The 25386-nt window shown below is 44.6% G+C and carries 20 protein-coding genes and 1 pseudogene; 20 read left to right on the top strand and 1 reads right to left on the bottom strand.

The genetic code is table 11. From position 1 onward, the window contains the following. The first annotated feature begins 201 nt into the window (after positions 1-201). The 12 genes and pseudogenes from BLT07_RS13985 (at position 202) to BLT07_RS21390 (ending at position 14435) form a co-directional block, all read left to right on the top strand. On the top strand, positions 202-1914 hold the full coding sequence (locus BLT07_RS13985; RefSeq protein ID WP_091869985.1) for a GMC oxidoreductase: 1713 nt from the start codon (positions 202-204) through the stop codon (positions 1912-1914). Beyond that, complete coding sequence (locus BLT07_RS13980; protein ID WP_245726556.1) at positions 1911-2477, top strand: gluconate 2-dehydrogenase subunit 3 family protein; 567 nt, start codon at positions 1911-1913, stop codon at positions 2475-2477. Before BLT07_RS13985 ends, BLT07_RS13980 begins: the two co-directional genes overlap by 4 nt. Before the next feature lie 55 nt (positions 2478-2532). Then, positions 2533-4020: a sulfatase family protein gene (locus BLT07_RS13975; RefSeq protein WP_091869982.1), complete on the top strand. Its 1488-nt coding sequence runs from the start codon at positions 2533-2535 to the stop codon at positions 4018-4020. A gap of 123 nt (positions 4021-4143) precedes the next feature. Then, positions 4144-5856, top strand: coding sequence for an alpha-1,3-galactosidase-related protein (locus tag BLT07_RS13970; RefSeq protein WP_139205149.1), 1713 nt, complete (start codon positions 4144-4146; stop codon positions 5854-5856). A gap of 139 nt (positions 5857-5995) precedes the next feature. After that, positions 5996-8119: a sulfatase-like hydrolase/transferase gene (locus BLT07_RS13965; RefSeq protein WP_091869977.1), complete on the top strand. Its 2124-nt coding sequence runs from the start codon at positions 5996-5998 to the stop codon at positions 8117-8119. A gap of 21 nt (positions 8120-8140) precedes the next feature. Then, entirely contained in the window at positions 8141-9541 is a 1401-nt protein-coding gene (locus BLT07_RS13960) for a sulfatase (protein WP_091869974.1), read from the top strand. A 110-nt stretch (positions 9542-9651) separates the two neighbouring features. Then, entirely contained in the window at positions 9652-11112 is a 1461-nt protein-coding gene (locus BLT07_RS13955) for a sulfatase family protein (RefSeq protein ID WP_317040771.1), read from the top strand. A gap of 332 nt (positions 11113-11444) precedes the next feature. Then, complete coding sequence (locus BLT07_RS13950; protein ID WP_139205148.1) at positions 11445-11651, top strand: hypothetical protein; 207 nt, start codon at positions 11445-11447, stop codon at positions 11649-11651. 349 nt (positions 11652-12000) lie between these two features. Next, positions 12001-12993 (top strand): family 43 glycosylhydrolase, encoded by a 993-nt coding sequence (locus BLT07_RS13945; RefSeq protein ID WP_091869965.1) that lies wholly within the window; start codon positions 12001-12003, stop codon positions 12991-12993. 50 nt (positions 12994-13043) lie between these two features. After that, a pseudogene (locus BLT07_RS21400) lies at positions 13044-13513 on the top strand (sulfatase-like hydrolase/transferase). Between the two features lie 65 nt (positions 13514-13578). Continuing rightward, entirely contained in the window at positions 13579-13851 is a 273-nt protein-coding gene (locus BLT07_RS21395) for a sulfatase-like hydrolase/transferase (RefSeq protein WP_245726554.1), read from the top strand. Between the two features lie 335 nt (positions 13852-14186). After that, a complete protein-coding gene (locus tag BLT07_RS21390; protein ID WP_245726553.1) occupies positions 14187-14435 on the top strand; it encodes a hypothetical protein in 249 nt (82 codons plus the stop codon). 29 nt (positions 14436-14464) lie between these two features. Here BLT07_RS21390 and BLT07_RS13935 read toward each other — a convergent pair whose 3' ends face one another. After that, the gene (locus BLT07_RS13935; RefSeq protein ID WP_091869961.1) at positions 14465-15757 is read right to left on the bottom strand and encodes a hypothetical protein; all 1293 of its coding nucleotides are present in this window, start codon (positions 15755-15757) and stop codon (positions 14465-14467) included. Between the two features lie 186 nt (positions 15758-15943). On the opposite strand from BLT07_RS13935, the gene BLT07_RS13930 reads away from it, so the two are divergent. The 8 genes from BLT07_RS13930 to BLT07_RS13895 form a co-directional block, all read left to right on the top strand. Beyond that, a complete protein-coding gene (locus BLT07_RS13930) occupies positions 15944-16231 on the top strand; it encodes a hypothetical protein (RefSeq protein ID WP_091869958.1) in 288 nt (95 codons plus the stop codon). 79 nt (positions 16232-16310) lie between these two features. After that, positions 16311-17549 (top strand): galactonate dehydratase, encoded by a 1239-nt coding sequence (gene dgoD, locus BLT07_RS13925; protein ID WP_091869955.1) that lies wholly within the window; start codon positions 16311-16313, stop codon positions 17547-17549. A gap of 176 nt (positions 17550-17725) precedes the next feature. Then, positions 17726-19933: an outer membrane protein assembly factor BamB family protein gene (locus BLT07_RS13920; protein ID WP_091870988.1), complete on the top strand. Its 2208-nt coding sequence runs from the start codon at positions 17726-17728 to the stop codon at positions 19931-19933. An 87-nt stretch (positions 19934-20020) separates the two neighbouring features. Next, entirely contained in the window at positions 20021-21808 is a 1788-nt protein-coding gene (locus tag BLT07_RS13915) for an arylsulfatase (protein WP_091869952.1), read from the top strand. A 127-nt stretch (positions 21809-21935) separates the two neighbouring features. After that, positions 21936-23198: a mandelate racemase/muconate lactonizing enzyme family protein gene (locus tag BLT07_RS13910; RefSeq protein WP_091870985.1), complete on the top strand. Its 1263-nt coding sequence runs from the start codon at positions 21936-21938 to the stop codon at positions 23196-23198. A gap of 118 nt (positions 23199-23316) precedes the next feature. Further along, positions 23317-23865, top strand: a complete 549-nt coding sequence (locus BLT07_RS13905; protein ID WP_175455333.1) for a NanQ anomerase/TabA/YiaL family protein — start codon at positions 23317-23319, stop codon at positions 23863-23865. An 85-nt stretch (positions 23866-23950) separates the two neighbouring features. Further along, positions 23951-24967 (top strand): 2-dehydro-3-deoxygalactonokinase, encoded by a 1017-nt coding sequence (locus BLT07_RS13900; protein WP_091869946.1) that lies wholly within the window; start codon positions 23951-23953, stop codon positions 24965-24967. Beyond that, on the top strand, positions 24964-25386 hold a 423-nt coding region (locus BLT07_RS13895; RefSeq protein ID WP_091869943.1), incomplete at its 3' end, for a bifunctional 4-hydroxy-2-oxoglutarate aldolase/2-dehydro-3-deoxy-phosphogluconate aldolase. The genes BLT07_RS13900 and BLT07_RS13895, both read left to right, overlap by 4 nt.

Below are 25386 nucleotides of genomic sequence, written 5' to 3'. Positions count from 1 at the left end.
AAAATTGGATTTCTTTTGAACTCATATCAACAATACCGTATAAGACCATGGCACTCATAAGAAAACTACTTCTCAAAACCATTCTTTTTTAACGAAGACGTAGTTCAAAAGATACATTTGATTGCTCGAAGGTCTTGGCTTGACTTTAGATTAATCACATTCGAAGCATTTAATACTATATCCGTTTAAAACATTCACCAAATGAGTAAATTTTATTTTAATGAAGAACAAGATTCCTACGATGCGATTGTGGTAGGAACAGGTATTAGTGGTGGCTGGGCGGCCAAGGAGCTCTGCGAAAACGGTCTAAAAACCTTGATTTTGGAACGTGGCAGAATGGTCGAGCATATAAAGGATTATACCACTGCCAATATGGACCCGTGGGACTTTCCCCATGGCGAAGAACTCTCCATAGCCGAAAAAGCAAAACGACCCAAACAAAGTAGAACCAATAAGGGAAAAAGTCCAGATTCCTATAAGTGGTTCGTAAACGATCTTGACCATCCGTATAACGAGACCAAACCCTTTAATTGGATGCGGGGCTACCACGTTGGTGGGCGTTCGATAACCTGGGGCCGGCACAGTTACCGCTGGAGTGATCTTGATTTTGAAGCGAATAAAAATGATGGGCACGGAGTCGATTGGCCGGTTCGCTATAAAGACATTGCACCATGGTATGATAAAGTGGAGACCTATATTGGAGTTTCGGGTGAAAATGTAGGACTCCCCCAACTCCCCGATGGTCAGTTTTTACCGATGATGGAACTCAATTGCGTGGAACAACATTTCAGGGACGAGGTTTATAAAAATCTTGACGGTAGAATAATTACCGCGGGTAGAATTGCCCACATAACAGGCGACAAACCCTTCGAGGGCCGTACCAAATGCCAATTTAGAAACCGCTGTTCAAGAGGTTGCCCTTTTGGCGGATACTTCAGTAGCAATTCCTCTACCCTACCCGCTGCCGAACGCACAGGCAACCTAACCTTAAGGCCCGATTCGATCGTTTCCGAGGTTATCTACGATCCAGATACCAAAAAAGCGAGCGGGGTCAAAGTAATCGATAGGCTTACCAAAGAAGAGTTAGTTTTTAATGCCAAAGTAATCTTTTTGTGTGCTTCGTCCATGGCATCTGCCTCTATCCTATTACAATCTAAATCGGACCGCTTTCCTAACGGAATGGGCAATGATTCCGATCAAGTCGGAAGAAACGTTATGGACCATCACCTGGGTGCCGGGGCCAATGGCAAAATCGATGGTTATGATGATAAATATTACAAAGGCCGAAGACCGGGCGGAGTCTATATCCCCAGATTTAAAAATATAGATGCAAAATCAAAAAGCAAAGATTATATACGTGGCTTCGGCTACCAAGGCAGTGCGAGTCGCAAAAACTGGAAAGATTCCGTTGCCGAACTATCCATGGGCGTCGCTTTGAAAGAGGCCATTTTAAAACCCGGCGGATGGACAATGGGCGTAGGTGGTTTCGGAGAAATTCTTCCGTATGAAGATAACCGTATGACCCTTGATTATGACAAATTGGACGGATGGGGATTGCCCACCGTAACCTTTGATGCCGAAATACGGGACAACGAGTTTAAAATGCGTGAGGACATTGTTACGCAAGCTGCCGAAATGTTAAAAAAAGCCGGATTTGAAGATATTAATACGAATAACAGCAAGTACAACATAGGTCATGGAATTCATGAAATGGGGACTGCCCGAATGGGAAGAAGTGCCAAGACATCGGTACTGAACGGGCATAACCAAGTACATGCCGTACCCAATGTGTATGTCACCGATGGTGCATTTATGGCGTCCGCAAGTTGCGTAAACCCATCGCTGACCTACATGGCCTTTACCGCACGGGCGGCCAATCATGCGGCACAAGAACTTAAAAAAGGAAACTTATGATGGATAGAAGAAAAGCATTGATGCAAATGGGCATGTCGATGGGCTACGTAATTGCGGCCCCGATATTCATGGGTATTGTACAAAGTTGCCAGGGCAATCAAAAAGTAGTTTGTGCACCTGAATTCTTATCGCCAGAGCAAGGTGCTGTTCTTAAAAATCTGGTAGATGCCATACTCCCCAAAACCGATACCAAATCGGCTTCCGAAGTAAACGTTCATGTTTTTTTGGACAGCTTTGCGAAAGAGGTCATGGAGAAAAAACAGCAGGATCAGCTTAAAGCTACCCTGGATCAGTTGACGGCCAAAGCCCTAAAAGCTTCCGGGAAATCAAAAGCGAGTGAACTTGTAACGGAAGATCTTGCCCCGGTCATGTTGGCCGCATTGCAAGGAGAGGGTAAAAAAGAACTTCCGTATGCGTCAAAAATAAGGGATTTGACCATCTGGGGCTACAAATGTACCGAATATGTGGGTGAAGAAGTACTTGCCTATTTACCGGTTCCGGGAGAATATGTTTCTTGTGGAGATCTGAACAAAATGACGGGAGGGAAAGCTTGGTCGCTTTAAGATAAATATTGTGAGAAGAACCATTCCCTTGAAAAAAATAAACAGAAGAATTAAAATGAAAAGAACTACAAACCAATTATCTATCCTTGGCATATTGGCAATTCTGTTCACAATAATTTTTTCGTGTGCCGAGAAATCGGAGGCACAAAAAAGCGCTATTAGCACAAAGAACTTGAATCGTCCCAATATCATCCTATTCGTAGCCGATGACCACGGCCTCGATGCCATCGGGGCTTATGGCAACCCCGTAATCAAAACCCCCAATTTGGACAAGCTGGCCGCCGAAGGTGCCCGCTTTACCAATGCCTATTGTACCAGTGCCAGTTGTGCTGCCAGTCGTTCGGTAATTCTTACGGGCAAATATGGCCATGCCACAGGCTCTTATGGCCATGTACATGATTACCATCATTTTAGTACCTATGATACTGTGAAATCATTACCTAAAATACTGGAAAAATCGGGCTATGAAACCGCAAGGATCGGAAAATACCATTTAGCACCGGAATCAGTATACCACTTTCAAAAGGTACTCGAGGCAAACCCCAGAAGCACGTATGAAATGGCCGAAAAATGTCAAGGCGTGTTAACAAGTGAAAAACCATTTTTTCTTTATTTCTGTACCGATGATCCCCATCGTGCGAACTCGACCGACCCATCGCGCTGGGATGCCCCGAACAGTTTCGGAAACAGACCAGAGGGCTACCCCGGTGTTGAAACCGTCACTTACGACCCTAAAGATGTGCTTGTTCCCGACTTTTTACCGGACAGTAAGGAATCAAGGGAAGAAATTGCACAGTATTACCAAAGCATCTCAAGAATAGATCAAGGTTTTGGCAAGCTTATGCAACTATTGAAAGATTCCGGAAAAGCGGACAACACCATCGTAATTTACATCTCCGACAACGGAATGGCCTTCCCTGGGGCAAAAACAACCTTGTACGAACCGGGCATGAAACTGCCCTGTATCGTCAAAGACCCGTTCGTAAAAAAGAAAGGCTATGTGGTAGATGCGATGATTACGTGGGCCGATCTTACGCCAACCATAATAGACATGGCCAAGATAGATCCCAAGCCATATAAATTACATGGCAAGTCATTTAAAAATGTACTTAATGAGGATAACCCAAAAGATTGGAACGAAGTTTACGCCTCGCATACTTTTCATGAGATTACCATGTACTACCCCATGCGAGTAGTTCGTAGCGGCAATTATAAGTTGATACGAAATATAGAATGGCGTGCCGAATACCCCTTTGCATCCGATCTGTGGGCGGCATCCACTTGGCAGGAAGTTTATCGCAATGACAAGGAGTATTTTGGCAAGCGCAAGGTGAAAAACTATCTGTTTAGACCCGAATTTGAACTCTACGACCTCTTAAAAGATCCTGATGAACTGAAGAATTTGGCATACAACCCCGATTATAAACAAAAACTTGATGAACTGATCGTTAAGATGAAAACCTTCCAAAAAGAAACGAGAGATCCCTGGTTGATTACGTGGGATCACGATAGTTCTTTGCAAGGAACAGGGGTAAATTTGTAAAGAACACTAAGAATGAATAAAAAAATCGGCCATAGGTTTTGTCTCTATATTATGTTCCTCCTTCTTGGAACCATTTCAGCGAGCGCCCAACAGACAATCACGATAAAACCGGAGCCCGGCGATATGACTCCCATACTCCGGGAGGCACTAGAAAATATTTCCGAAAAGTCGGTAAAACTGGTTTTCGAAAAGGGAACCTATTCCTTCTTACCCGATTACGCCCTAGAAAAATTCACCTATATCACCAACCACGGGAACGGACTAAAAAGTATCGTTTTTTTGTTCGAGGACTTCGATTCCGTTGAAATTGAAGGTAATGGTGCCGAGTTTATTTTCCATGGTCAGGTGGCACCTTTTCAATTCAACAATTGCGGTAAGGTGAACGTTAAAAACTTGATTTTAGATTGGGACATTCCCTTTGTCTTTCAAGGGGAAGTTATTGCCGTGGATAAAAAAGAAGGATGGCGCGATCTTAAGCCCTTTACTGAGGGATTTTCGTGGGAATTGAAAAACGATCGCATACTTTTCCCCAATATCGATGGCTTTGTTTTTCCCGAATTGGGAAGCACCCTTGCCTTCGATGCCAAACACAAACGAGTGGCACACGGGGCTTGGGACATGTCGAGCAGACCCCGTTGGGTAGAGCAACGGCCCAATGGCATATTACGGTTTCATGAGAAGTTAAAACAGTATCCACCTATTGGTTCGATTCTAAATTCAAAAGGAGACCATGACCATAATCGCTATGCACCGGCCTTTCAAGTAACATCATCAAAGTACATCCATTTTGAAGATATTACCATTCATCATGCACTAGGGATGGGATTTCTCTTCGAACGAACCGAAAATATAACCATTTCCAAATGTGGCATCTATGTTCGTGAAGGCTCCGACCGTGTCGTTTCGACCATTGCCGATGCTACGCATTTCGCGAATTGCAAAGGTGATATTCTAATAGAAAACTGCACCTTTAAACACATGCTCGACGATGGTACCAATGTTCATGGCACCTATGTAGAAGTCGATAAAATATTGGATGACCATACCGTTCGAATCGAACTCAAGCACTTTGAGCAGATGGGATTCGAATTTGCAGGGGTGGGCGATAGAATATGGTTTATTCAAAATCCGAGTCCGAAAAGGGCATCTGAAAATGAGGTGGTCGTGGTTTCCGTTGTAAACGAAAAATATTCCGAGCTCCGCTTTAAGAACAAACTTCCCGAAAATCTGGCCCAAGGTGATATTTTGGAAAACAAAACATGGAACCCGACCTTTACGATGCGTGGTTGTATCATAAAAGATCATAGGGCCCGTAATATTGTTTTAAAGACACCCTTGAAAATCCTAATCGAAAACAACGAGTTTTCTTCCATGATGTCCTCTGTCTTCTTTCGAGGGGAAACCTATTTTTGGTTCGAATCGGGTGCCGTTGAAGACGTTTTGATCCATAATAACAATTTTGAATACTGCGCCTATAGCGGTATGGAGCACGCCGTACTGAACATCACGCCCCGTCTTGGAAAAAGTTTTGACCAGACTGAATTGTACGATCGCAATATCCGGTTCGAGAACAATACCATCGCCACTTTTGACAATCGTATCGTGTGGGCGGATCGTGTCGACGGCCTAATTATTACAGGAAATACCATCAAGCAGACCAAAACGGCTCCCTCTTTATACCCCGATGCATCACAATTCGATTTTAAAAATTGTGAAAATGTTGAAGTGTTGAAGAACACCTATGACGGAACCTCAACAAAGGTTTTAAACGCTGACACTTCCTCCAGAGAACGTTTAAAAATCAAAGGAAATAAAGGGTTTTCAAAGTTTAAGTAACATAATCAAAATCAGCTTTGTAGAATATTAAATTTAACAGTAAAAGTAAAAAGGAACGAAATTCTTGTCTTGAAAGAATTTCCATAGATTAATTGGAATATCCAGCCTAAGACAAATTCAATTCACAACTAAAAAGCAGATGACTACACTCAAATTCACGACGCAACTTCTAACAGCAATCGTCACCAGCTCAATCCTGTTTTCGTGTTCCGGGAAAAAGGAAAATGTTATTTTACAAAAGACGGAGCAGGCCATTCAAAAACCGAATATCATCTACATCTTGACCGATGATCTTGGTTATGGTGACGTAGGGGTGTTTTTTCAAAACCAGCGTAAAAAAGAGAACGATCATAGTGAACCGTGGACCAAGACACCCAATCTTGATAAAATGGCCGCAGAAGGTGCTATGCTTACCCATCACTATACCGCGGCACCAGTTTGCGCACCGTCGAGATCTTCTTTCCTGTCCGGGCTAAGTCAGGGCCATGCCAATGTGCGCGATGGGCAATTCGACAAAGCCTTGGCCGATAACCATACGGTGGGCAATGTCATGCAAAAGGCGGGGTATGCAACCGCCGCCATCGGAAAATGGGGATTAATGGGATCCAGTCGATGGTCGGAAGATGGCGATTCATGGCCGGCACATCCATTAAATAGAGGTTTTGACTATTACTATGGATATATGCGCCATGTAGACGGACACGAGCATTATCCGGTAGAAGGCGTCTACCGTGGCGCAAAAGAAGTGTATGAAAATAAAAATGAGGTAAGCAAAGGTCTGGATAAATGCTATACCGGAGATCTCTGGACCGCCGTTGCCAAAAAATGGATCGTCGAACAGACAACCGCCGAAAAAAATACCCCATTTTTTATGTTTTTGGCCTATGACACCCCACATGCCGTTACGGAAATTCCAACACAGGCATATCCCGAAGGTGGTGGTCTTAACGGGGGGTTGCAATGGTTGGGAAAACCGGGAAACATGATTAATAGTGCCTCGGGGGAAGTTGATTCTTGGATCCATCCGGACTATGCGGATGCCACCTATGACCATGACAACAATCCCGAAACCGCAGAGGTAGCTTGGCCGAATGTGTATAAACGCTATGCGACCAGCACCCGAAGAATCGATGATGCCGTGGGGGATATTTTTCAGTTGTTGGCGGATCTTGATATAGATAAAAATACCTTGGTCATTTTTACTTCCGACAATGGGCCTTCCATAGAAAGTTATCTACCAGACGAAGATTTTGCCGCCAATTTCTTCAATAGTTTCGGTCCTTTCGATGGCATAAAAAGAGATGTCCTCGAAGGTGGCGAACGGGTTCCGACCATCGCTCGATGGCCTTCCAGAATTCCTGCCGATCAGCTCGTGGAATCCCCAAGTATCGGATACGATTGGCTTCCCACCTTTACCGATGCCGCAGGCCTACCGGCGCCCATCAATAGCGATGGCGTATCTTTACTACCGAGTTTGACCGGACAAGGAGAACAGGAAGAAAGCCTCGTTTATGTGGAGTACAATCAAGGCGGTAAAACACCCGAGTACAATGAATTTTCACCCAATAATCGTGGTAGGCTTCGAAAGCAGATGCAAATGATGCGCGTTGGCGACCTCGTAGGTCTGCGCTATAACATTCAAGATGCCGACGACGATTTCGAGTTCTATAACGTTATCGAAGATACCCATCAGGCGAAAAACCTAGCTGGCAATAATGATATGGCCGAACTACAGAAGCAAATGAAAGAGAGCGTACTACAAGTGCGAATGCCTAATAGTACCGCAGCCCGGCCCTATGATGACCAGTTGGTGCCCGCAAGTCATATTTCAAATGTAAAAAATGGTGTGAAGTGGAGGGCCTATGAAAGCAAGGCTCCCTGGTTGCCACAGGTAACTACCTTAACAGCCGTAGCACAAGGTACTGTTAAATCACCAGCGCCGGAACAAATCGATAGCAATCAGGGCAATGTCTATCTTTTTGAGGGTTACATAAAAATTCCTGAAAATGGAGCATATACCTTTTATCTAAATGCGACTAACAAAACTTTCGTCCGTATTCATGAGGCCAGCGTCATCGATGCCGATTATGACTATGCCGCCGGAACGCTACGAGAGGGCAAAATGAACTTGAAAGCCGGCTACCACCCAATTCGGGTATACTATCAAAATAAACCTAATAAAGAAAATACCATTGACCTACAATGGAAAGGGCCTTCGATGGCAAAGTCCAAGATTCCTGAATCGTCCTTTTTTATTGAATAACGTATTTTCTAAATCAACAAAATGAAAAACAACCGCACACTTACAGCCGTAGTCACAATCCTACTGACATTTTCAGTAGCCTGCAAGGCCGATAAAAAATCGGTAAAGGAAACAGCTCAGGCAGAAACGACCCAAACTGTTGAAAAGCCCAATATCGTTTTGCTATTTGTGGACGATTGGGGATGGGTAGATCTTGGGTACAGGACAAAACTCTTCCATACACCGAACATTGACAAATTGAAAAAAAACGGACTCGAATTTACGCGGGCCTATATTGCAACACCCACCTGTAGCCCGAGTCGCGCTTCATTATTGACCGGCAAAGAACCCGTCCGCTTTCAAATGGTACGGCATATTCCGGGAGGAGATGAGGCAGGCTTTAAAAATGGCAGAACGGATGAAGAATTCCATTTATGGCCAAAGGACCCTGTTCAAATGCCTTCCCATAATTGGTTACCTTTGGAAGAGATAACCTATGCGGAACGTCTAAAGGAATATGGTTACTACAACATGTTCATTGGTAAATGGCACTTGGGCCATGAGCCGTATCATCCTATAAAACAAGGTTTTGACGAACAATATGGTACGGCGAACGCGGGCCACCCCAACAATTATTATCCCCCTTATTTTAAGATAGACAATCCGTTGGAAGACGTTCCAAAAAATAAGTACCTTACGGATGTCTTGACCGACAAGGCCGAAAATTTTATAGACACCTATGACAAAGCACAACCTTTTATGCTTTCGTTGTGGTACTATAATGTTCATGGCCCACATGAGGGACCCAAAGATCTCGTGGAAAAATATAAGAAGAAAGGCTTAGAAGATAGATTCGCCAATTATGCCGCCATGGTTACGGCCATGGACGAGTCCGTCGGTCGGGTTCGAAAAGCGCTTAAAGAAAAAGGAATGGCCGAAAACACCGTAGTATTGCTGATTTCCGATCAAGGTGGTTTTTTTGATCAGTCGCCATTGAGCGGCGGCAAAACCGGAGGCAATACCCTAGGGGAAGGCGGGGCGAGAGTGCCTTTTATCATTGATTACCCCGGACTTACCAAGCCAAATACGACGACCGATATTCCGGTGCAATCGTTGGATATTTATCCCACCCTCATTGAAATCGCCTCCGGCGAGCCCTGTACCGACGATTGGATCAATGGGGAAAGCCTTATGCCTATCATAAAAGGCGGCATCTTGGCAAAGCGAAACCTTTATTTTTTTCGAAGTTATGAAGATCAGTATGCTTCGGTCATTTCGGGAGATTGGAAACTGGTCAAATACCATAGTGGAAAATTTGAACTGTTCAATGTAAGGGAAGATCTTTCGGAACAGCACAATTTGATAGGTGAAAATTTGGAGCAAGAGTCCAATCTAAAGAAAGAATTGGCCGCATGGGAGGCAGAGGCAGTACCCACATTTTAGAACGAAAATATGGAATTGAATATAGAAAATGTAATTCACATTCTTGAAAGGGCATCTCTAACAACTAAAATTCGAAAATGAATAATTTTGCATTTACCCACATTTGTCTTTTGTTCGCATGCACCATTTTGGCCCAAGAAAAATCTAATAGGCTTAGCCAATCGAAGCCAAACATCATTTGGTTAATGGCCGAAGACATGAGCCTTGATCTCGAATGCTATGGAATGAAAGCCGTCAAGACCCCGAACCTGAACAAAATGGCCGAAGAAGGTATTCGGTTCGATAATTGCTTTGTTACGAACCCTATCTGCTCGCCCAGTCGTTCTGCCATGTTAACGGGTACCCACCAGGTAAAGATCAATGCCCACAACCATAGGAGTAATCGCGACGTGCCGCTCGACGAAAATTTCAAACCCTTTACCTATTGGCTTCGTAAGGCTGGATACACCACAATTTTAGGGCATCATGGCGTGATGGGAAAAGGGCGAAAAATAGATGTCAATTTTAAGCATGAGCCCTTAGGCCCGTGGGACGGAAAAACACAATTCGGAATCTTCGATAAATACGACACTTTTGAAAAGGGAGATCAACCTTTCTTTGCCCAGATTCAGCTTGTTGCGAGCCACCGAGGAGATTGGTGGAACGAGGTCAGGGAGCAATCGAAACACCCAGTCGACCCGAACGAGGTAGAACTGCCGAAATTCATGGCGAATGATCCTATCATCCGTTTGGACTGGGCGAAATACCTTGACCAAATCGAGTACCTCGACAATGAAGTGGGCATGATTTTTCAAGAACTGAAAGATAAGGGCATGGCCGATAATACGATAGTTATCTTTATTGGTGATAATGGACGTTGTAATATTCGTGGCAAGGGATACCTACAGGATCCCGGTCTTCATATTCCGCTTATCGTGTATTCCCCAAAAGGTTTGGATGGAGATAGAATACGGAAAGATGTCGTATCGGCTACCGATATTACAGCCACAATTCTCGATTTCGCCGGCATCGAAGTACCTGAATATATGACCGGTAAACCTATTTTCGATAAAAATTTCAAACGGGATTATGTGTACGGCGCCCGTGACCTATGGGACGAGATCGAAGAAAAATCAAGGGCAGTCACCTCTGGCAAATGGGCCTACATCCGAAATGATAGGCCGGAAGTCCCTTTTGATGCCCACCAAGCCTATTTGGAATTCTATAGGCCTGCGGTTCATGTAATGCGGAGGTTGAAAAAGGAGGGCAAACTAAACGACGCCCAAAAAATATTCTTCGAACCTACAAAACCAAAAGAAGAACTGTATGATTTGGAGAAGGATCCCCAAGAGTTGCACAATTTGGCGGAAAACCCCGAGTACGGTGATATCCTTGACAAATTACGAAAAAGAACCCTCGAATACGATATAGAGATGAAGCCGGGAAGTACCATATACCATCCTGTTCATGCGATTTCCGTAGATGTTCTCGAATGGGTGAAAAAGGAAAGGCCCGAACAATACCAACAAATGTTGGACGGTGTCGAAATCGGCTTTCATCCCATGACAGAGCAGTATAAAAAATCGAAATAGGCATCCTATGTCAATTCCATTTCTTGTAATTAAATTGGTTGTTAGTCGTACAGAAGACGGCCATAAAAGAGAACCAGATTTCCCAGGCCCTATTTTCAGGCATACGATCAGAACCGATAAAAATACATGGAATTGTGAACTCAGCGACGATGAAAGGTATGTGTTCATAACCGCAGATGATTACCTATTGCGGGTCAACTTGAATTCATATTCGAATTAAATGCATTATGAAGAATAGCTTCAAACTTTCCGCTTTACTGTTTATTACTATTTTCACAACGGCCTGTTCATCAAAAAAAGAAATTGAAAATTAAGGGGATGAACGCCCGAATATCGTTTTCATAATAGCCGATGATATGGTTTCGGACGACAGCGGCGCCTATGGACATCCGAACATACATACCCCGAATATTGATAAAATGGCCCGTTTTGGTCACGATTGCAACATGCCGTTCAACTCCGATAACGATGCCACCGTAGGCACTCCGACACCAATAAAAACATGTACAAGAATGAGCCGTTTATATATCGATGCCTGAACTTTGCCAAAGATTGGATGAATTTTGAAATTGCAACTTCTGTCGAGCTAATGTTAGATGCCGCCGGTCCCTTTGTAACCCGATGCCTTTACGGATACCGAAAACGGTCAGGGAATTACATGGGGTATTTCCCATTTTTTCAATCCTAACCGTTATTGGAAAAAGAATCATGTAATCTTGGTTCGCTTTGATTGCGATCTAAGTCAAGAAATTGAGGACAAGCAGATAAAAGGCTATCACAGCACTCCGATATTTGAATATTTATTGAAATACGGGTGAAGTGTCAAGCAGCGGGAGCGTATTGCAAATGAAACAAAAAAACTGAACGGGAATTAAAATTTAAAATGCCATGACCAGCTACCTTAAACTTTTTCTTTGTACTGGGATGCTAATTGCATATTGTGCAAATCTTAGAGCGCAAGATGATATATTAGTACCAAAACAAGCCAGCGAATATGTACGGATCTACAAACCCGACGGGGATTACTTTTGTGGCCCTGACACACCAGAATTGAAGGAGGACAAGTGGTACGATGAATGGGTACCCAATGACCATACATTTGTAAAAGGCGATGATGGCAAGTGGCACATCTTCGGTATTACGCATCCACTTGTTGAGACCAAACCTTTGAATAAGGGCATTCACCAAGGCGAATATGCTTCTTTTCACGCCGTATCATTGACAACAAGTTTTAAGGAAACTGTTAAAGAACATCACTATAATGACCTTTCAAAAGTATTGACCCCAAAAGACCGACCGGGCGAAATACCCGCCAACCACGCTCCCTATATCATTAAAAAAGACGCACTGTATCAAATGGTATATGGACATAGCCCCATAAGGCTTGCTGTATCATCAAATTTGTATGATTGGGAGCCAAAAGGAGAACTATTTTCAGATGCTGACGGTGCCCGCGACCCAAATTTGCTTTTTTATAAGGGTATTTATTATCTTACCTATTGCTCCATTAAAAGTGTTCGAATGGTCACATCAAAAGATTTTATGAACTGGAGTGACCCTAGTACCATACTCCAGACCAACAAATTCGACCCTGAATCGCCCACTTTACTTTTCCATAATAACACGTTTTACCTATTTGTTTGTGCTTGGGAAGACGACTGGGACGGAAAGGAAATTCAAGGTGCCTACACCCAGAAGGCCTATGTGTACAATTCGGATGACCTGACCGATTTTGGTATAGATCAAGAAAATGAAATAACCATTTTAAAAGCTCATGCCCCGGAAATTTTTCAAGGGGAAGATGGTCAGTGGTACATATCAAGCGTAGAATGGCCCTATCGTGGTATCAGTATTGATAGACTTGAATGGGATTCAAAATAAATTAAACTATACGAAAAATTTTCCTATTGCTTTTTGGTTTGGTTTCCCTCATGGGAATTTCACAAACTCATTCTGACTACGGAAAACAACCAAACGTCATCCTGATATTAACTAATGACCAAGGTATCGGAGAACTCGGTGCCCACGGAAACCCATGGATTCAAACTCCAAATATCGATACTTTCTACAAGCAGTCCGTAAGACTGACCGATTTTCATGTGAATCCTGTATGTACGCCCACTCGAGGGGCAATCTGACCAGGCGTTACCCAATTAATAACGGGGCTTTGGCTACCTATAAGGGTAGGGATGTACTTTCGGAGGATGCAAATATAATGGCCCAAATTTTTAAACAAAACGGATATACAACCGGCATTTTTGGCAAATGGCACTTAGGTGATAAGTATCCTGTACGACCAACGGATCTAGGCTTTGATGTTGCCGTTCATCACAAAGCGGGCGGTGTTGGTGAATTATCGGATTATTGGGGCAATAATTATTTCAATGATGTTTTTATGTAAATCATCAACCACAGCAATTCGAGGGCTATTGTACAGATGTTTGGTTTCAAGAAGCCATGACATTTATGGAGATTAATAAAGGTAAACCATTTTTTATTTATCTGCCTTCGAATGCGCCACACAGCCCTATTTATGTGGATGAAAAGTATGCAAAACCCTATCAACATCTAAAGGTAAAGGAAATTGTGAATCCGGAGTTCTATGGAATGATCACCAACATTGACGAAAATTTCGGGAAGCTAGAGAAATTACTAAAAAAGAAAAAGCTCGCTGATAATACTACACTCATTTTTATGACCGACAATGGCACTTCCGATGGCATAAGCAAAGATGGATAAATAGGTTTTAATATGGGCCTGAGAGGTAAAAAGAACGATAGAACCGACGGTTGTCATAGAGTACCGTTTTTTATCCGATGGAAAGATGGTAAAGTACAAGGAGGTTAAGATATCAATGAAGTAACGGCCCATATAGATCTGCTGCCCACTTTGGCAGGGTTATGCAATTTAAAAATTGATGAGAATGTCAAATTAGATGGCGTTGACTTTTCTCCGTTACTCATGGGTAAGTCAAAAGAGTTAAGTGAACGCTCCATTTTTGTGCATAGTCGACAAGACTGGCGCACTCCCCATGATGTTGAAAATACTGTATTATTAAATTTAAATGGCGCTTGGTGAACGGAACGGAATTGTACGATATTGAAAAAGACCGTATGCAGTTGCATAATCTAGCTGGCAAGCATCCTGAAATTGTGCAACCACTGCTTGCAGACAATGCTGATTTCCTAAAGGAAGTAAAAACGAATCATGAGTACAATGAGTTTCCAACGGCAATTCTTTTATTATTGGAAAAAAATTGGCTTTCCTGCAGAACTCTCAAAAATTACCTTTTCATCATACTTCCACTGATTTTCAAGCAATAACGTGATCCGTCGGCCGAAAATAGGTTTCCCTACTCAAAATCATCAAAAAACTCAACTTGCGTTCCAAAATCTTTTAACCGAATATAATCCAGCATCCCAGTACCTTTGAAAACATGCTCTATTCCGACAATCTTACCATTTGACCCTTGGTAAGCTCCTGTATATATCAGTTTACCATTCAAGGAGAAACGAACCTTTTGATTTTTGACCACTACATTCAAAACATTCCAACTTTCGTCATTAAATGTAAAGGCGGAAAGGTTTTCTTGGTCCCCGGTAATCTCTGTGTCCCCTATTTTTATGCCCGAATATCCCGAACATCCAGTTTCCATTAGGTTCAAATAGACAAGATTGTTTTTGCCATACAATCGAGTAACAAAATCATAACAAGTAATTCCACCGGTTTCTTTCGAGTTTTTGAACCTGACCTTCATTTCAAAATTATCCCCATCGATTTCAAACTCCCTAAAAAATCGATGGATGGTGTAATAGACCGCATTCACATCAAAGCCGTTTTCGACCAAAGTTTCTGGATTATAATACAAATACCCGCTTTTTTCAGAAGGTTTTATTTTATTGTCGAGCCAAAGTCCTTGTTTATCCTCATAATACAAATAACTCTCCCAATCATCCGAGGTAGCCAGCACGTTGCGGGTAGAAAGCGAATGTCGGTTATCTTGCAATGTAACTTGATAATATCCGGGAATTTGATAGGTATAATTATGAAGTGACCGTTCTTGATCTAACTTTATAATTTGTGGGCCGAACAGCGGGTGTGTAAAATCAAAATTGACATACGTGCTGTCATTGGGGAATTTTTCAATATTGTAATTGACCGAGACGGTATAGGGTACCGGGCCGATCGAATCTGTCAGGTCAAATGTAAAAGGAAGTGTTTCATCTTGGCCTTCTCGAGGGTCGGCCGCAATAAACCACTGCATGAATACAAATGAAATCAAAATGCCCGATACTAAAAGTAGTCCAGCTTTGAAAAGCTTACTTTTCCAAAAGGAAATTTTTGGAGGGACGTTTTCCCTATCTATTTTTTCGTTGTAATGATCGACGAAACCCATCCAGTCGGAAAATCCGAGATACTTTGCCAAGGCATTCTTGGTAGCGCGCTGCGGATTGTAATACGCCTTGTATTTAATTTTTCCAAAAAGCCGTTTTAAAGTATGTGGACTGATCGAAATATCCGAAGCTTTGGAAATAATTTCGGCCAGTTGAACAAATTCAGGTTCCTTCCAGAATACCGATTTGTCCCAATTCAGTTTTCGCTCAATTTGGTTTAGGCAATATTTCAACCGTTCGGCGTCCTTCATTTCAGATATTCAAAGTATATTCAAAACTCTGCACAAGCCTTGAACACCGTTTTTATAGGATAGGGGTTGTGTTTATTATTAATATAGCAACGGTAAAAGTATGAAATATCCACGGGATAGCTCGACAAGGAATCTTGGGGTTTTCATTATCAAAAAATAAATATCACTTTTTATAAATTTAAAGCAATGAAATTAAAATATCCGCAAAGGCTTTTACCAATTCACGCAACAATCTTTTTTATAGTGTTTGCCACAGGCATTCTTTCCGTTCAGGTCAACGTGTACGAAGGCACCGAAGTGATACCCACATATCAAAAAAAAACCGACGAAACCAGCCCGATTTTTTCTACAGGAAGGGGCGTTCAGGGGGCTCAGGGCAAGGTGTACCCATACCCCTCGCAGACCAATTTGGGAAGCGAGCTCGTTGACGTACCCTATGAAATGGTGCGGGTGATGTATTATCGTTTTTGTTGATTGCCCGTGAGGCGTGCAAAGAACAATGAATTGTGGCAATCTTATAAATTTATATTAATGTTTAACTTAAATACCATATATGGAAACACTAGGCAATAATTCTAACAAAAGAAGGGATTTTTTAAAGGGCACGGTCACCACGGCGGTGGCGGCCACAGTAGGCATTACCGGTCTAAGCGCAGCTGCTCCAAAACCTTTTGTGGGTACTCCCCTGATCGGCCCCAAGGACAAGATAAAGATTACCAAGGTAGAGACCTTTGTCCTAAAAAACTCCTGGGTCTTCGTAAAGATCTCGACCGACGCCGGCATCACCGGGTGGGGCGAGATGCTCAAGGACGATGCGAAGGCCTGTGCGGCGGGGGCAATGGAGGTGGGCAGCACCTACCTTATCGGAAAGGATCCGCGTCCCGTCGTAAAACATTGGCAGGCCATACACCGGGGTGCTTTCTATCGGGGCGGACCAATAAAGACCGCCATCGTCTCGGGAATTGACCAAGCCCTCTGGGATATAAAAGGGAAGGCCCTTGGTGTACCCGTATATGAACTTTTAGGAGGCCCCACCCGTGATAAGGCCTTGGTCTACGGTACAGAACCCGATTTTAAGACGGGCGTGAGGCATATGAAGGTCGGACCGAAAGGCTCGCGATCGCCTTTCAAATATAACGAGGGAACTAAAATGATCGATGAGGTGGTAGAACGCTTTGCCGCTCTTAAGGCACAGTATCCGGATGTTGATATTGCCATCGATTTTCATGGGTCCGTCCAGCCCACTACGGCGAGTTCTTTAATAAAAGCATTGGAACCACATAGACCATGGTTCCTGGAAGAGGTAGTGCAGGCCCTGAACGTAGATGTAATGGCCGATCTTGCAAAAAAAACACTGGTTCCCCTTGCCACAGGAGAACGTATTTTCACCAAGTGGGGCTTTCGGGAAATATTGGAGAAGGGAGCGGCCATGATACTTCAGCCCGATGTCAATTATGCCGGGGGCATTACCGAACTAAAGATCATCGCCGGAATGGCGGAAGCCTATTATGCACCCATTGCTCCCCATAACCCGAACGGCCCCTGTTCGCTGGCCGCGAGTCTCCAGATTGCCGCCTGCGTTCCCAATTTCCTAGTTCAGGAAAGGGGAAATAGGGAACATGAACTTCTGGCAGTGCCCTTGCCCCCTGTTGTGGATGGCTACCGGCCTATACCTACGGGACCTGGGCTGGGCATTACTATCGATGAGAACAAACTAATGAACGAGGTCGGTGAACCCAGACCGTATCTTCCCAAATTTGATCCGGACGATAATTCGGTCATTGATTGGTAAGAGCGGTTTTCAAGAAGGATCGGTCCCAAAGGGATGGGGTGTGGGCAAGGTTGCCGGGCCTACGTCAAACTCATCTTGTATCCTACTTTTTAGAAAATAACAATGGGGCGCAGAATGAGGGCTATTGCGATGATAGATTTTATGATGCTGTTATGAAGTTTATACTTTTTAGAATTATGTTTAAAAACTCGATTAGGTACATATTACTTTCAATAGTTTTTGTAACCCTATTTTCATGTGGTGGTCCCACTTCAAAATCGATACCATCGATTTATGCAACAGGAAAGAATTTTCCGGTCTATGGAGGCGATAAAGCCGGGAACAGGTACTCCCCCTTGGACCAGATCACAAAAGAAAATGTTAATAGGTTGGAGGTTGCCTGGATGTACGATACCAGGCAATCGGTCACTGATACAACCAAAGACAATACCAGACGTCCGAGACTGATAGAATGCCAGCCCATAGTGGTCGACGGGATCCTTTACGGGACTACGGCAGATCTGAGGCTGTTTGCGCTGAATGCGGCTACGGGAGAGGAAATCTGGAAATTTTCGCCGGACGATGTTGGCTACATAAATAGAGGGGTCATGTACTGGGAAGATGGTGGGGATAAAAGAATATTTTATACCGTTGAATCAAATTTATATGCGGTGGATGCCAAAACGGGTAAATTGAAATCCTCTTTTGGGGCCAATGGGATTGTAGATCTGCGCGAGGGATTGGATGATGGGATAACTAATGACGTGAACAAATTAAGGGTCCGGGCGACATCGCCGGGGGTCATCTATAATAATACCCTGGTAATTGGATCTGCAGTATCCGAATCGGGAGATGCGGCACCTGGTTCGATACGGGCATTTAATGTAATTACCGGAGAGTTGGAGTGGGTTTTCCATACCATCCCACATCCCGGGGAAGAAGGATATGAAACGTGGCCCCCAAATGCCTATCAACAACATGGCGGTGCGAATAATTGGTCCGGTATGGTATTGGATGAACAGGAAGGCGTAGTGTTTTTCGGGACAGGCTCGCCTTCCGGGGACTATTATGGAGGAAATAGGGATGGGAAAAACCTATTTTCCGATTGTGTAGTTGCTTTGAACGCCGAGGATGGAAGTTTGAAGTGGTACTTCCAAACCGTCCATCACGATCTTTGGGACAGGGACATACCACAGCCGCCTAGCCTTACGACCATTACCAAAGATGGAAAGAAGTTGAAGGTAGTCGTTCAGGCCACTAAAGATGGATTGGTCTACGTTCTTGATCAAGAGTCCGGGGTATCTGTCTTTCCCATTGAGGAAAGGGCTGTACCAACAAACGGCCTTCCGGGTGAACACCCTTGGCCCACCCAAAAGTATCCGGAAAAACCTTTGCCATTTTCCCGTCAAATGTATACGGAAGATGATATTTCGAACATCTCCCCTGAAGCGGAAGCATATACAAGGAAGATATTCGAGCGCTACCGGACGGATAACAAGTGGGCCCCACCCAGTCTGAAAGGAATCTTGTCTTTTGGAATTAGCGGGGGTGCTGAATGGGGCGGGAACGCCATAGATCGAGACGGTATATTGTACCAACCGTCAAACGATAATCCATGGATACTTGCAATGGAAAAGAACCCTAAGTTGGATCAAACGAAAGAAAAAGCCTTTTCGGGGCAAGAGCTATATGCTATGAACTGTGCGTCTTGTCACGGATCGGACAAAAAGGGCAATGGCCGCGATTTTCCGGACATAAGCAATGTCAAGGATAACTACCCACAAAAGGATCTTGCGAGCCTTTTATTAAATGGTGGAGTACGAATGCCTTCGTTCGGCCATTTAACGGATATTGAAAGAAATTTGATTATGGATTATTTATATAGGGAACAAACAGAACCAGAAGTAGTCAGAGGAGCCCATTCCGACCTAAATTCGGCCGTTGGTGAATCCGATAAGGATATTTTTGGATTTGAGGGGGTCTATGATGTAAAGCTCCGGACCAAAGTTTATGACGAACAGGGCTACCCCGGAATTAAGCCACCATGGGGAACCGTGAGCGCAATTGATATAAGTAGTGGCGAATACCTATGGAAGGTACCCGTCGGGGAGTTTCCCGAACTGACCGAACGCGGTATACCCATTACCGGCACGGAAATTTATGGGGGGCCTATTGTGACCGGGAGCGATCTAATATTCATAGCGGGTACCAGGGACGAAAGAATACGGGCGCTCGATAAAACCACCGGAAAAGTCGTTTGGGAGCACCAACTTCCCGCTGCTGGATTCGCCACGCCTATTACCTATGAAGTAAATGATAAACAATATATTGTCATTGCGGCCGCAGGAGGAACACGTGGCTTAAAGCCTGGGGATAATTATATCGCCTTTGCATTGCCAGATTGAACGATGGCATAAGGTCGCATCCCTTTTAAAGCAAACCCCAGGTTATTAATACTCAGTTCATTTTTGTATCAAATTAACAACTAAACAATGATTCATTTTAAATTTATTTTGGTGAACCACGGAATTAAGATTGGTTGTTTCTTGATTTTTATCCTTACATTCCAATTTAACTATTCCCAATCGCGTCCCAACATTGTCATGATCATGACGGACGACCTGGGCTATGGGGACCTTGGTATCCACGGCAACCCATATGTAAAATCTCCCAATATAGATGCATTGGGAAGGGAGAGCGTCGAGTTCACCCGTTTTTATTCATACCCAAGTTGTTCTACTACCCGGGCCGCGGTAATGACGGGAAGGTGGCCATATAGGACTGGAATGCTAAGTGTTTTTTATTATGCAGGCCTTATGCAGGCCAAGGAGGTGACCATTGCGGAAACTTTAGGTGATTCCGGTTACCGAACAGGGATTTTCGGAAAATGGCACCTTGGGGACAGTTACCCAATGAGGCCAACGGACAACGGTTTTCAAGAGGCGCTGGTCCATAAGGGAGGGGGTATCGGACAGCCTGCGGGTCCTCCGGGTAATACATATTACGACCCCATATTGGAGCACAATAATGTATCCAAACGTTATGAGGGATATTGCGACGATATATTCTTTGATTCCGGTATGCAGTTCATACGCCAAAGCCACGAGGATAAAAAGCCCTTCCTTGCATATATTTCGACCCCCCTCGTACATTTACCGCTGACCATAAACGACGACAAGGTGGATCCCTATAGGAAGATGGGCCTTCACGAGAACAATGCCCGATTGTACGCGATGGTGTCCAACGTCGACGCAAACGTGGGCCGGGTAATGGGGCTGTTGAAGGAACTGGGGATCGAGGATAGTACAATCGTTATCTTTATGTCGGATAACGGCCCTAGGGACCGCAGGACGAAGAACGACAATATCCCTGGCAGGTATAATTACAACCTACGGGGTACCAAAACAAGCGTGTACGAAAGCGGTATCCGCGTTCCCTTTTTCATTAAATATCCTTCAAAATTCGCCGGTGCGATAAAAATAGACAATGCCGCGTGCGTGATCGACGTCCTGCCGACCCTTTTGGAGGCTTGCAAGGTATCGCCGGCGGATGGGGTAGAGATCGACGGCCTATCGCTCTTGCCGCTAATCGAACAAAAGGTGGCGGACCTGCCGGAGCGCCTGCTCTACTTTCAGCTGCATCAGTCCGATGTGCCCTTCGAATACATGCATTTTGCGGTGAGGGGACCGCGGTACAAGTTGGTCGCCCCGCAGGATAACCCCCACGGTATAATTTTTCAACCAAGGGACGGTGAACTGAAAAGCGTACTTGAGAGTTTGGAGCTGTACGATGTCCAGAAGGATTCCAGCGAGATGTACAATATAGCTGGAAAACATCCCGAAATAGTATATGACTATCTCTCAAGCTATGAGAACTGGTGGAGGGAGGTTACCCAGGACAGGGCCAAATATGGAGTTAACGGCGTCCAGCCGATATACATCGGCGATCCGGCCGAAAAAGTGACCGTGCTTTCCAGGTTCGACTGGGGCGGACCGGGAATTCTTTCCGGTCGCCGCTGGGGACAATGGATCGTCCACAGTGAACAGGGAAAATACAAGATCACGCTTCGTTTCGACCCCGTTGAGGAGGCGGGCAAGGCGGTCGTTCAATTTGGAAAGGCAATAAAGGAAAAAGGGGTCAATATAGGCGATACCGAATTAGTGTTTTACGATGTGGATCTTGAAGAGAACACGGGAATATTCGATGCTTTTATAAAACATGATGATTATAGACTGTTGAAAACGGGTATGCGATTTGTAGATATAGAAAGGACCGATTAAAGTATGGACAGGATTATTTCAGAAGAAATATATAGCACAGGGCATGTTAGGCCTTAGGTGGATCCCGGGACTTTATAAGATCGGTAGCGCCAAAAATTATGTATATCATTTAAACCAAGAAGAAATCATGGAAAGACGTAACTTTTTAAGATCTGGGTTTCTAGGCTGTGCGGCCGCAATTGGTGGTCTGCAGCTCCTTAGAGCGGGGGACGGCCTTGAATTTGAAGAGGCGGGCTCCGGGATGAAGATCACGAAGATCAGGTATTACGGTGCCCCGGGGTACAACAAGCCCCTGTTCAACCAGGCCCGGGGGATCGTGGAGATAGAGACCGATGGCGGGATCATCGGTATCGGCGAGGGCGGTTCCCGGGACATGATCGAACAATGTGCCGGAATGATGATCGGGCAGGACCCCTTCAGGATAGAGTATATATGGCAGAATATATACAGGGGCATGTTCTACCCCCCCGGAAGGGAAAAGCTTCATGCCCTGGGGGCGCTGGAGATGGCACTTTGGGACCTTAAGGGAAAGGCTCTCGACGTACCGGTCTACGACCTGATGGGCGGTGCGTCCAGGGATTCCGTGGAGTGCTACGCCACGGGTTTCCGGGCCTCCATGGCCACAACACCGGAGCAGAGAGCCATAGATTGTATCGAGGCGGGGCTAAGGTGCTATAGGATCGGCCCGACAGGGGGCAATGGCGAAGAACCTTTCGATTTCTATGGAAATGCGGACAAAACGATCGAATCCTGCAAAAGAATGGATAATGCCGTGGGGGGCAAGGGCAACTGGGCGATCGACCTGCATACCAGGTTCGATCCTCCCGAGACGATTAAGATCTGTTCCGCACTGGAAGAGCTGCAGCCCTACTTTGTAGAGGACCTGATAAGGTCCGAAAACCCGGGAGCCTACAGGACGATGAGGACCATGACCAAGGTACCCATCGCCGTAGGGGAGCAGTTCGGGGATATCTGGGACATCAACGAGCTCGTGGAGCAGCACTTGATCGATTATTCCCGTGTTACCGTGCCCAATACCGGCGGTCTTTCGCAGTTCAAGAAGATAGCTTCCATGTGCGAGACGCATTATGTGGGCATGATACCCCACTTTACCGGGCCACTTGCAACAGCTGCATTGGTGCACGTCTTGGGGTCGAGCAGTCCATCCAGGTGCATGATGGAACTGGGTGGAGGGGAACCGGAAAGGCCGGCCTATTTCAACGAGGATTTTATAGACTTCAGGAAAGGCAAACTGTACCTTAACCCGAATCCGGGACTGGGGGTCAAGTTCGATCCTAAGAAGGCCGACCTTATAATGGAGATAACCGAAGGGTCGAAATTCTCGCATCCGGTCCTGAAGGCCCCCGATGGTTCCATCCATAACTGGTAACACGTTTATCAACCATATCTAATGTTCACCTTAAATTTTTTACAATATGAAAACGGAACGTCACTTTAAACTAACAATGATAATTTTTATCTCTTTTTTCCTTATAAGCTTTAATACTATGGCCCAGAAAGAAAACAATAACGTTTCAAAAAAGACCCTACAGTGGTACAACGGCCATGATTGGCTGAACGGGCTGCAGCTAAAGCCCCATCGGTCCATAGATAAAAAGGAATTCGCAAGACAATACCGCGCCAACAAAACGGGATGGGACAAAGCCTTTGAGTACCTGAGGACAACCGATCTTGAAGATATCGGGCCCGGTACTTTCCAAATAGACGGTAAAAATGTGTACGTTATCATAACCGAAGGCCCCGGGAAATCATTCGAACAGGGAAAGTGGGAATCGCATCGGCATTATAGCGATATCCAATACGTCATCAAGGGGAAGGAATGGATGGGCATTGAACCTTTTACATCACTGAAGCTTACCGAGCCTTATGACGGCCCTAAGGACATAGCATTTTATACAGGGGAAGGAAAATATTATATCGGGGACCCGGAACAGTTCTTTATTTTCTTTCCGCAGGATGCCCATCGTCCGGGAATCAAGGTCGATAACGATGCGCCGGTAAAGAAGATAGTAATCAAAATAAGGACAGGGGAATGAATTTGCACCACTGTTATTGACCATACTCGCCCGGTCGCTTCCCTGGAGCGGGCAGGAAGGGCAATAATGACAAAAACTCGATAGGATGAAGAATTATTTATTGTGCTGTGATTGGGGCACATCCTCTTTCCGGTTACAGTTGGTAAACATTGTTGATCAACAAGTTATCGGCGAAGTGCGTACCACCGATGGTATCTCCGAAACCTTCAATGCCTGGAAAAACGAGGAAGGAACGAGCAGCAGTTCCCGGGATCGCTTTTTCCGGCAACGGTTAAGCGAGCAAATAGGTCTATTATCCCATACGTCATCCATTGGACTGGATAACGTTCCAATAGTGATTTCAGGGATGGCCTCCTCCTCTATAGGCCTTAGGGAGCTCCCATATGCTACATTACCCTTTTCCGTGGACGGAAGTGAAGCAAGTATCGTGCATCTTGATCCACAGGAGGATTTCCCCCATCATATCCTGCTCATCTCGGGTGTCCAAAGCGACACCGATGTAATGCGGGGCGAGGAGACACAGCTAATCGGGTTGGCGGCCTCAGCTTATTTGTCGAAGAACCAATTAAAAGAATCTATTCTGATATTCCCGGGAACGCATTCCAAACATATTGTGCTGAGGGATAACCGGCTGATCGACTTCCAGACCTTTATGACCGGTGAGATTTTCGGCCTAATGGCCGATTACAGCATTTTAAAACAATCGGTCGAAACGATAGATCTGGACAGATGTTCTCAAAAGGAACTGGATGCATTTAAATCAGGGGTCGGGAAATCCAGATCCGCCAATGTGCTGAACAGTTTATTTACCGTTAGGACGAACCGGCTTTTCGATAAGTTGAACAAGGAACAGAACTTCCTTTTTCTAAGTGGGCTATTAATTGGAGAGGAATTAAAACATCTTCGCCGAAAGATGGGGTGTCAGTTGATTTTGTGCAGCGACAGCAAATTATATGAACTTTACAGATTGGCCTTGGAGGAACTCGGTCTGTTAAAAGATACTATTTTAATTTCCGGTGAGCTGGTCGATAAGGCCGCCATTGCAGGCCAGATCAAGATATTCCAATATGAATCGTTAAAATCAAAGGGACAAAGCTTATGAGAGAAAATCCATTTTCTTGGGAACTGTTTTCAAAAGTCCCGATTGTCGGAATAGTAAGAAATTTGGCTTTTGATGATTTTAAAAATATTCTACCCCAATTTTATGACGCTGGCCTGACGACCATTGAGATAACGATGAATACCGCACAGGCAGGAGAGATGATTAAGTATGCCGTTGATAATTATTCCACTAGCATGAATATAGGGGCGGGAACCGTTTGTAGCGAAAATGACCTGGATAAGGCCCTTGATGCCGGGGCCCGGTTTATCGTAACACCCATTATTAATGAAAAAGTTATCCTTAACTGTGTGGACAAAAAAATTTCTATTTTCCCGGGGGCCTTTACCCCATCGGAAATTTACAGGGCATGGTCAATGGGTGCTTCCATGATAAAGATATTTCCGGCGACAACTGTTGGC

The sequence above is a fragment of the Pricia antarctica genome (genome assembly GCF_900101815.1).
GTDB lineage: Bacteria > Bacteroidota > Bacteroidia > Flavobacteriales > Flavobacteriaceae > Pricia > Pricia antarctica.
The sequence above is the reverse complement of the archived record's forward strand: the minus strand, read 5'-3'. Positions and strand labels throughout refer to the sequence as shown.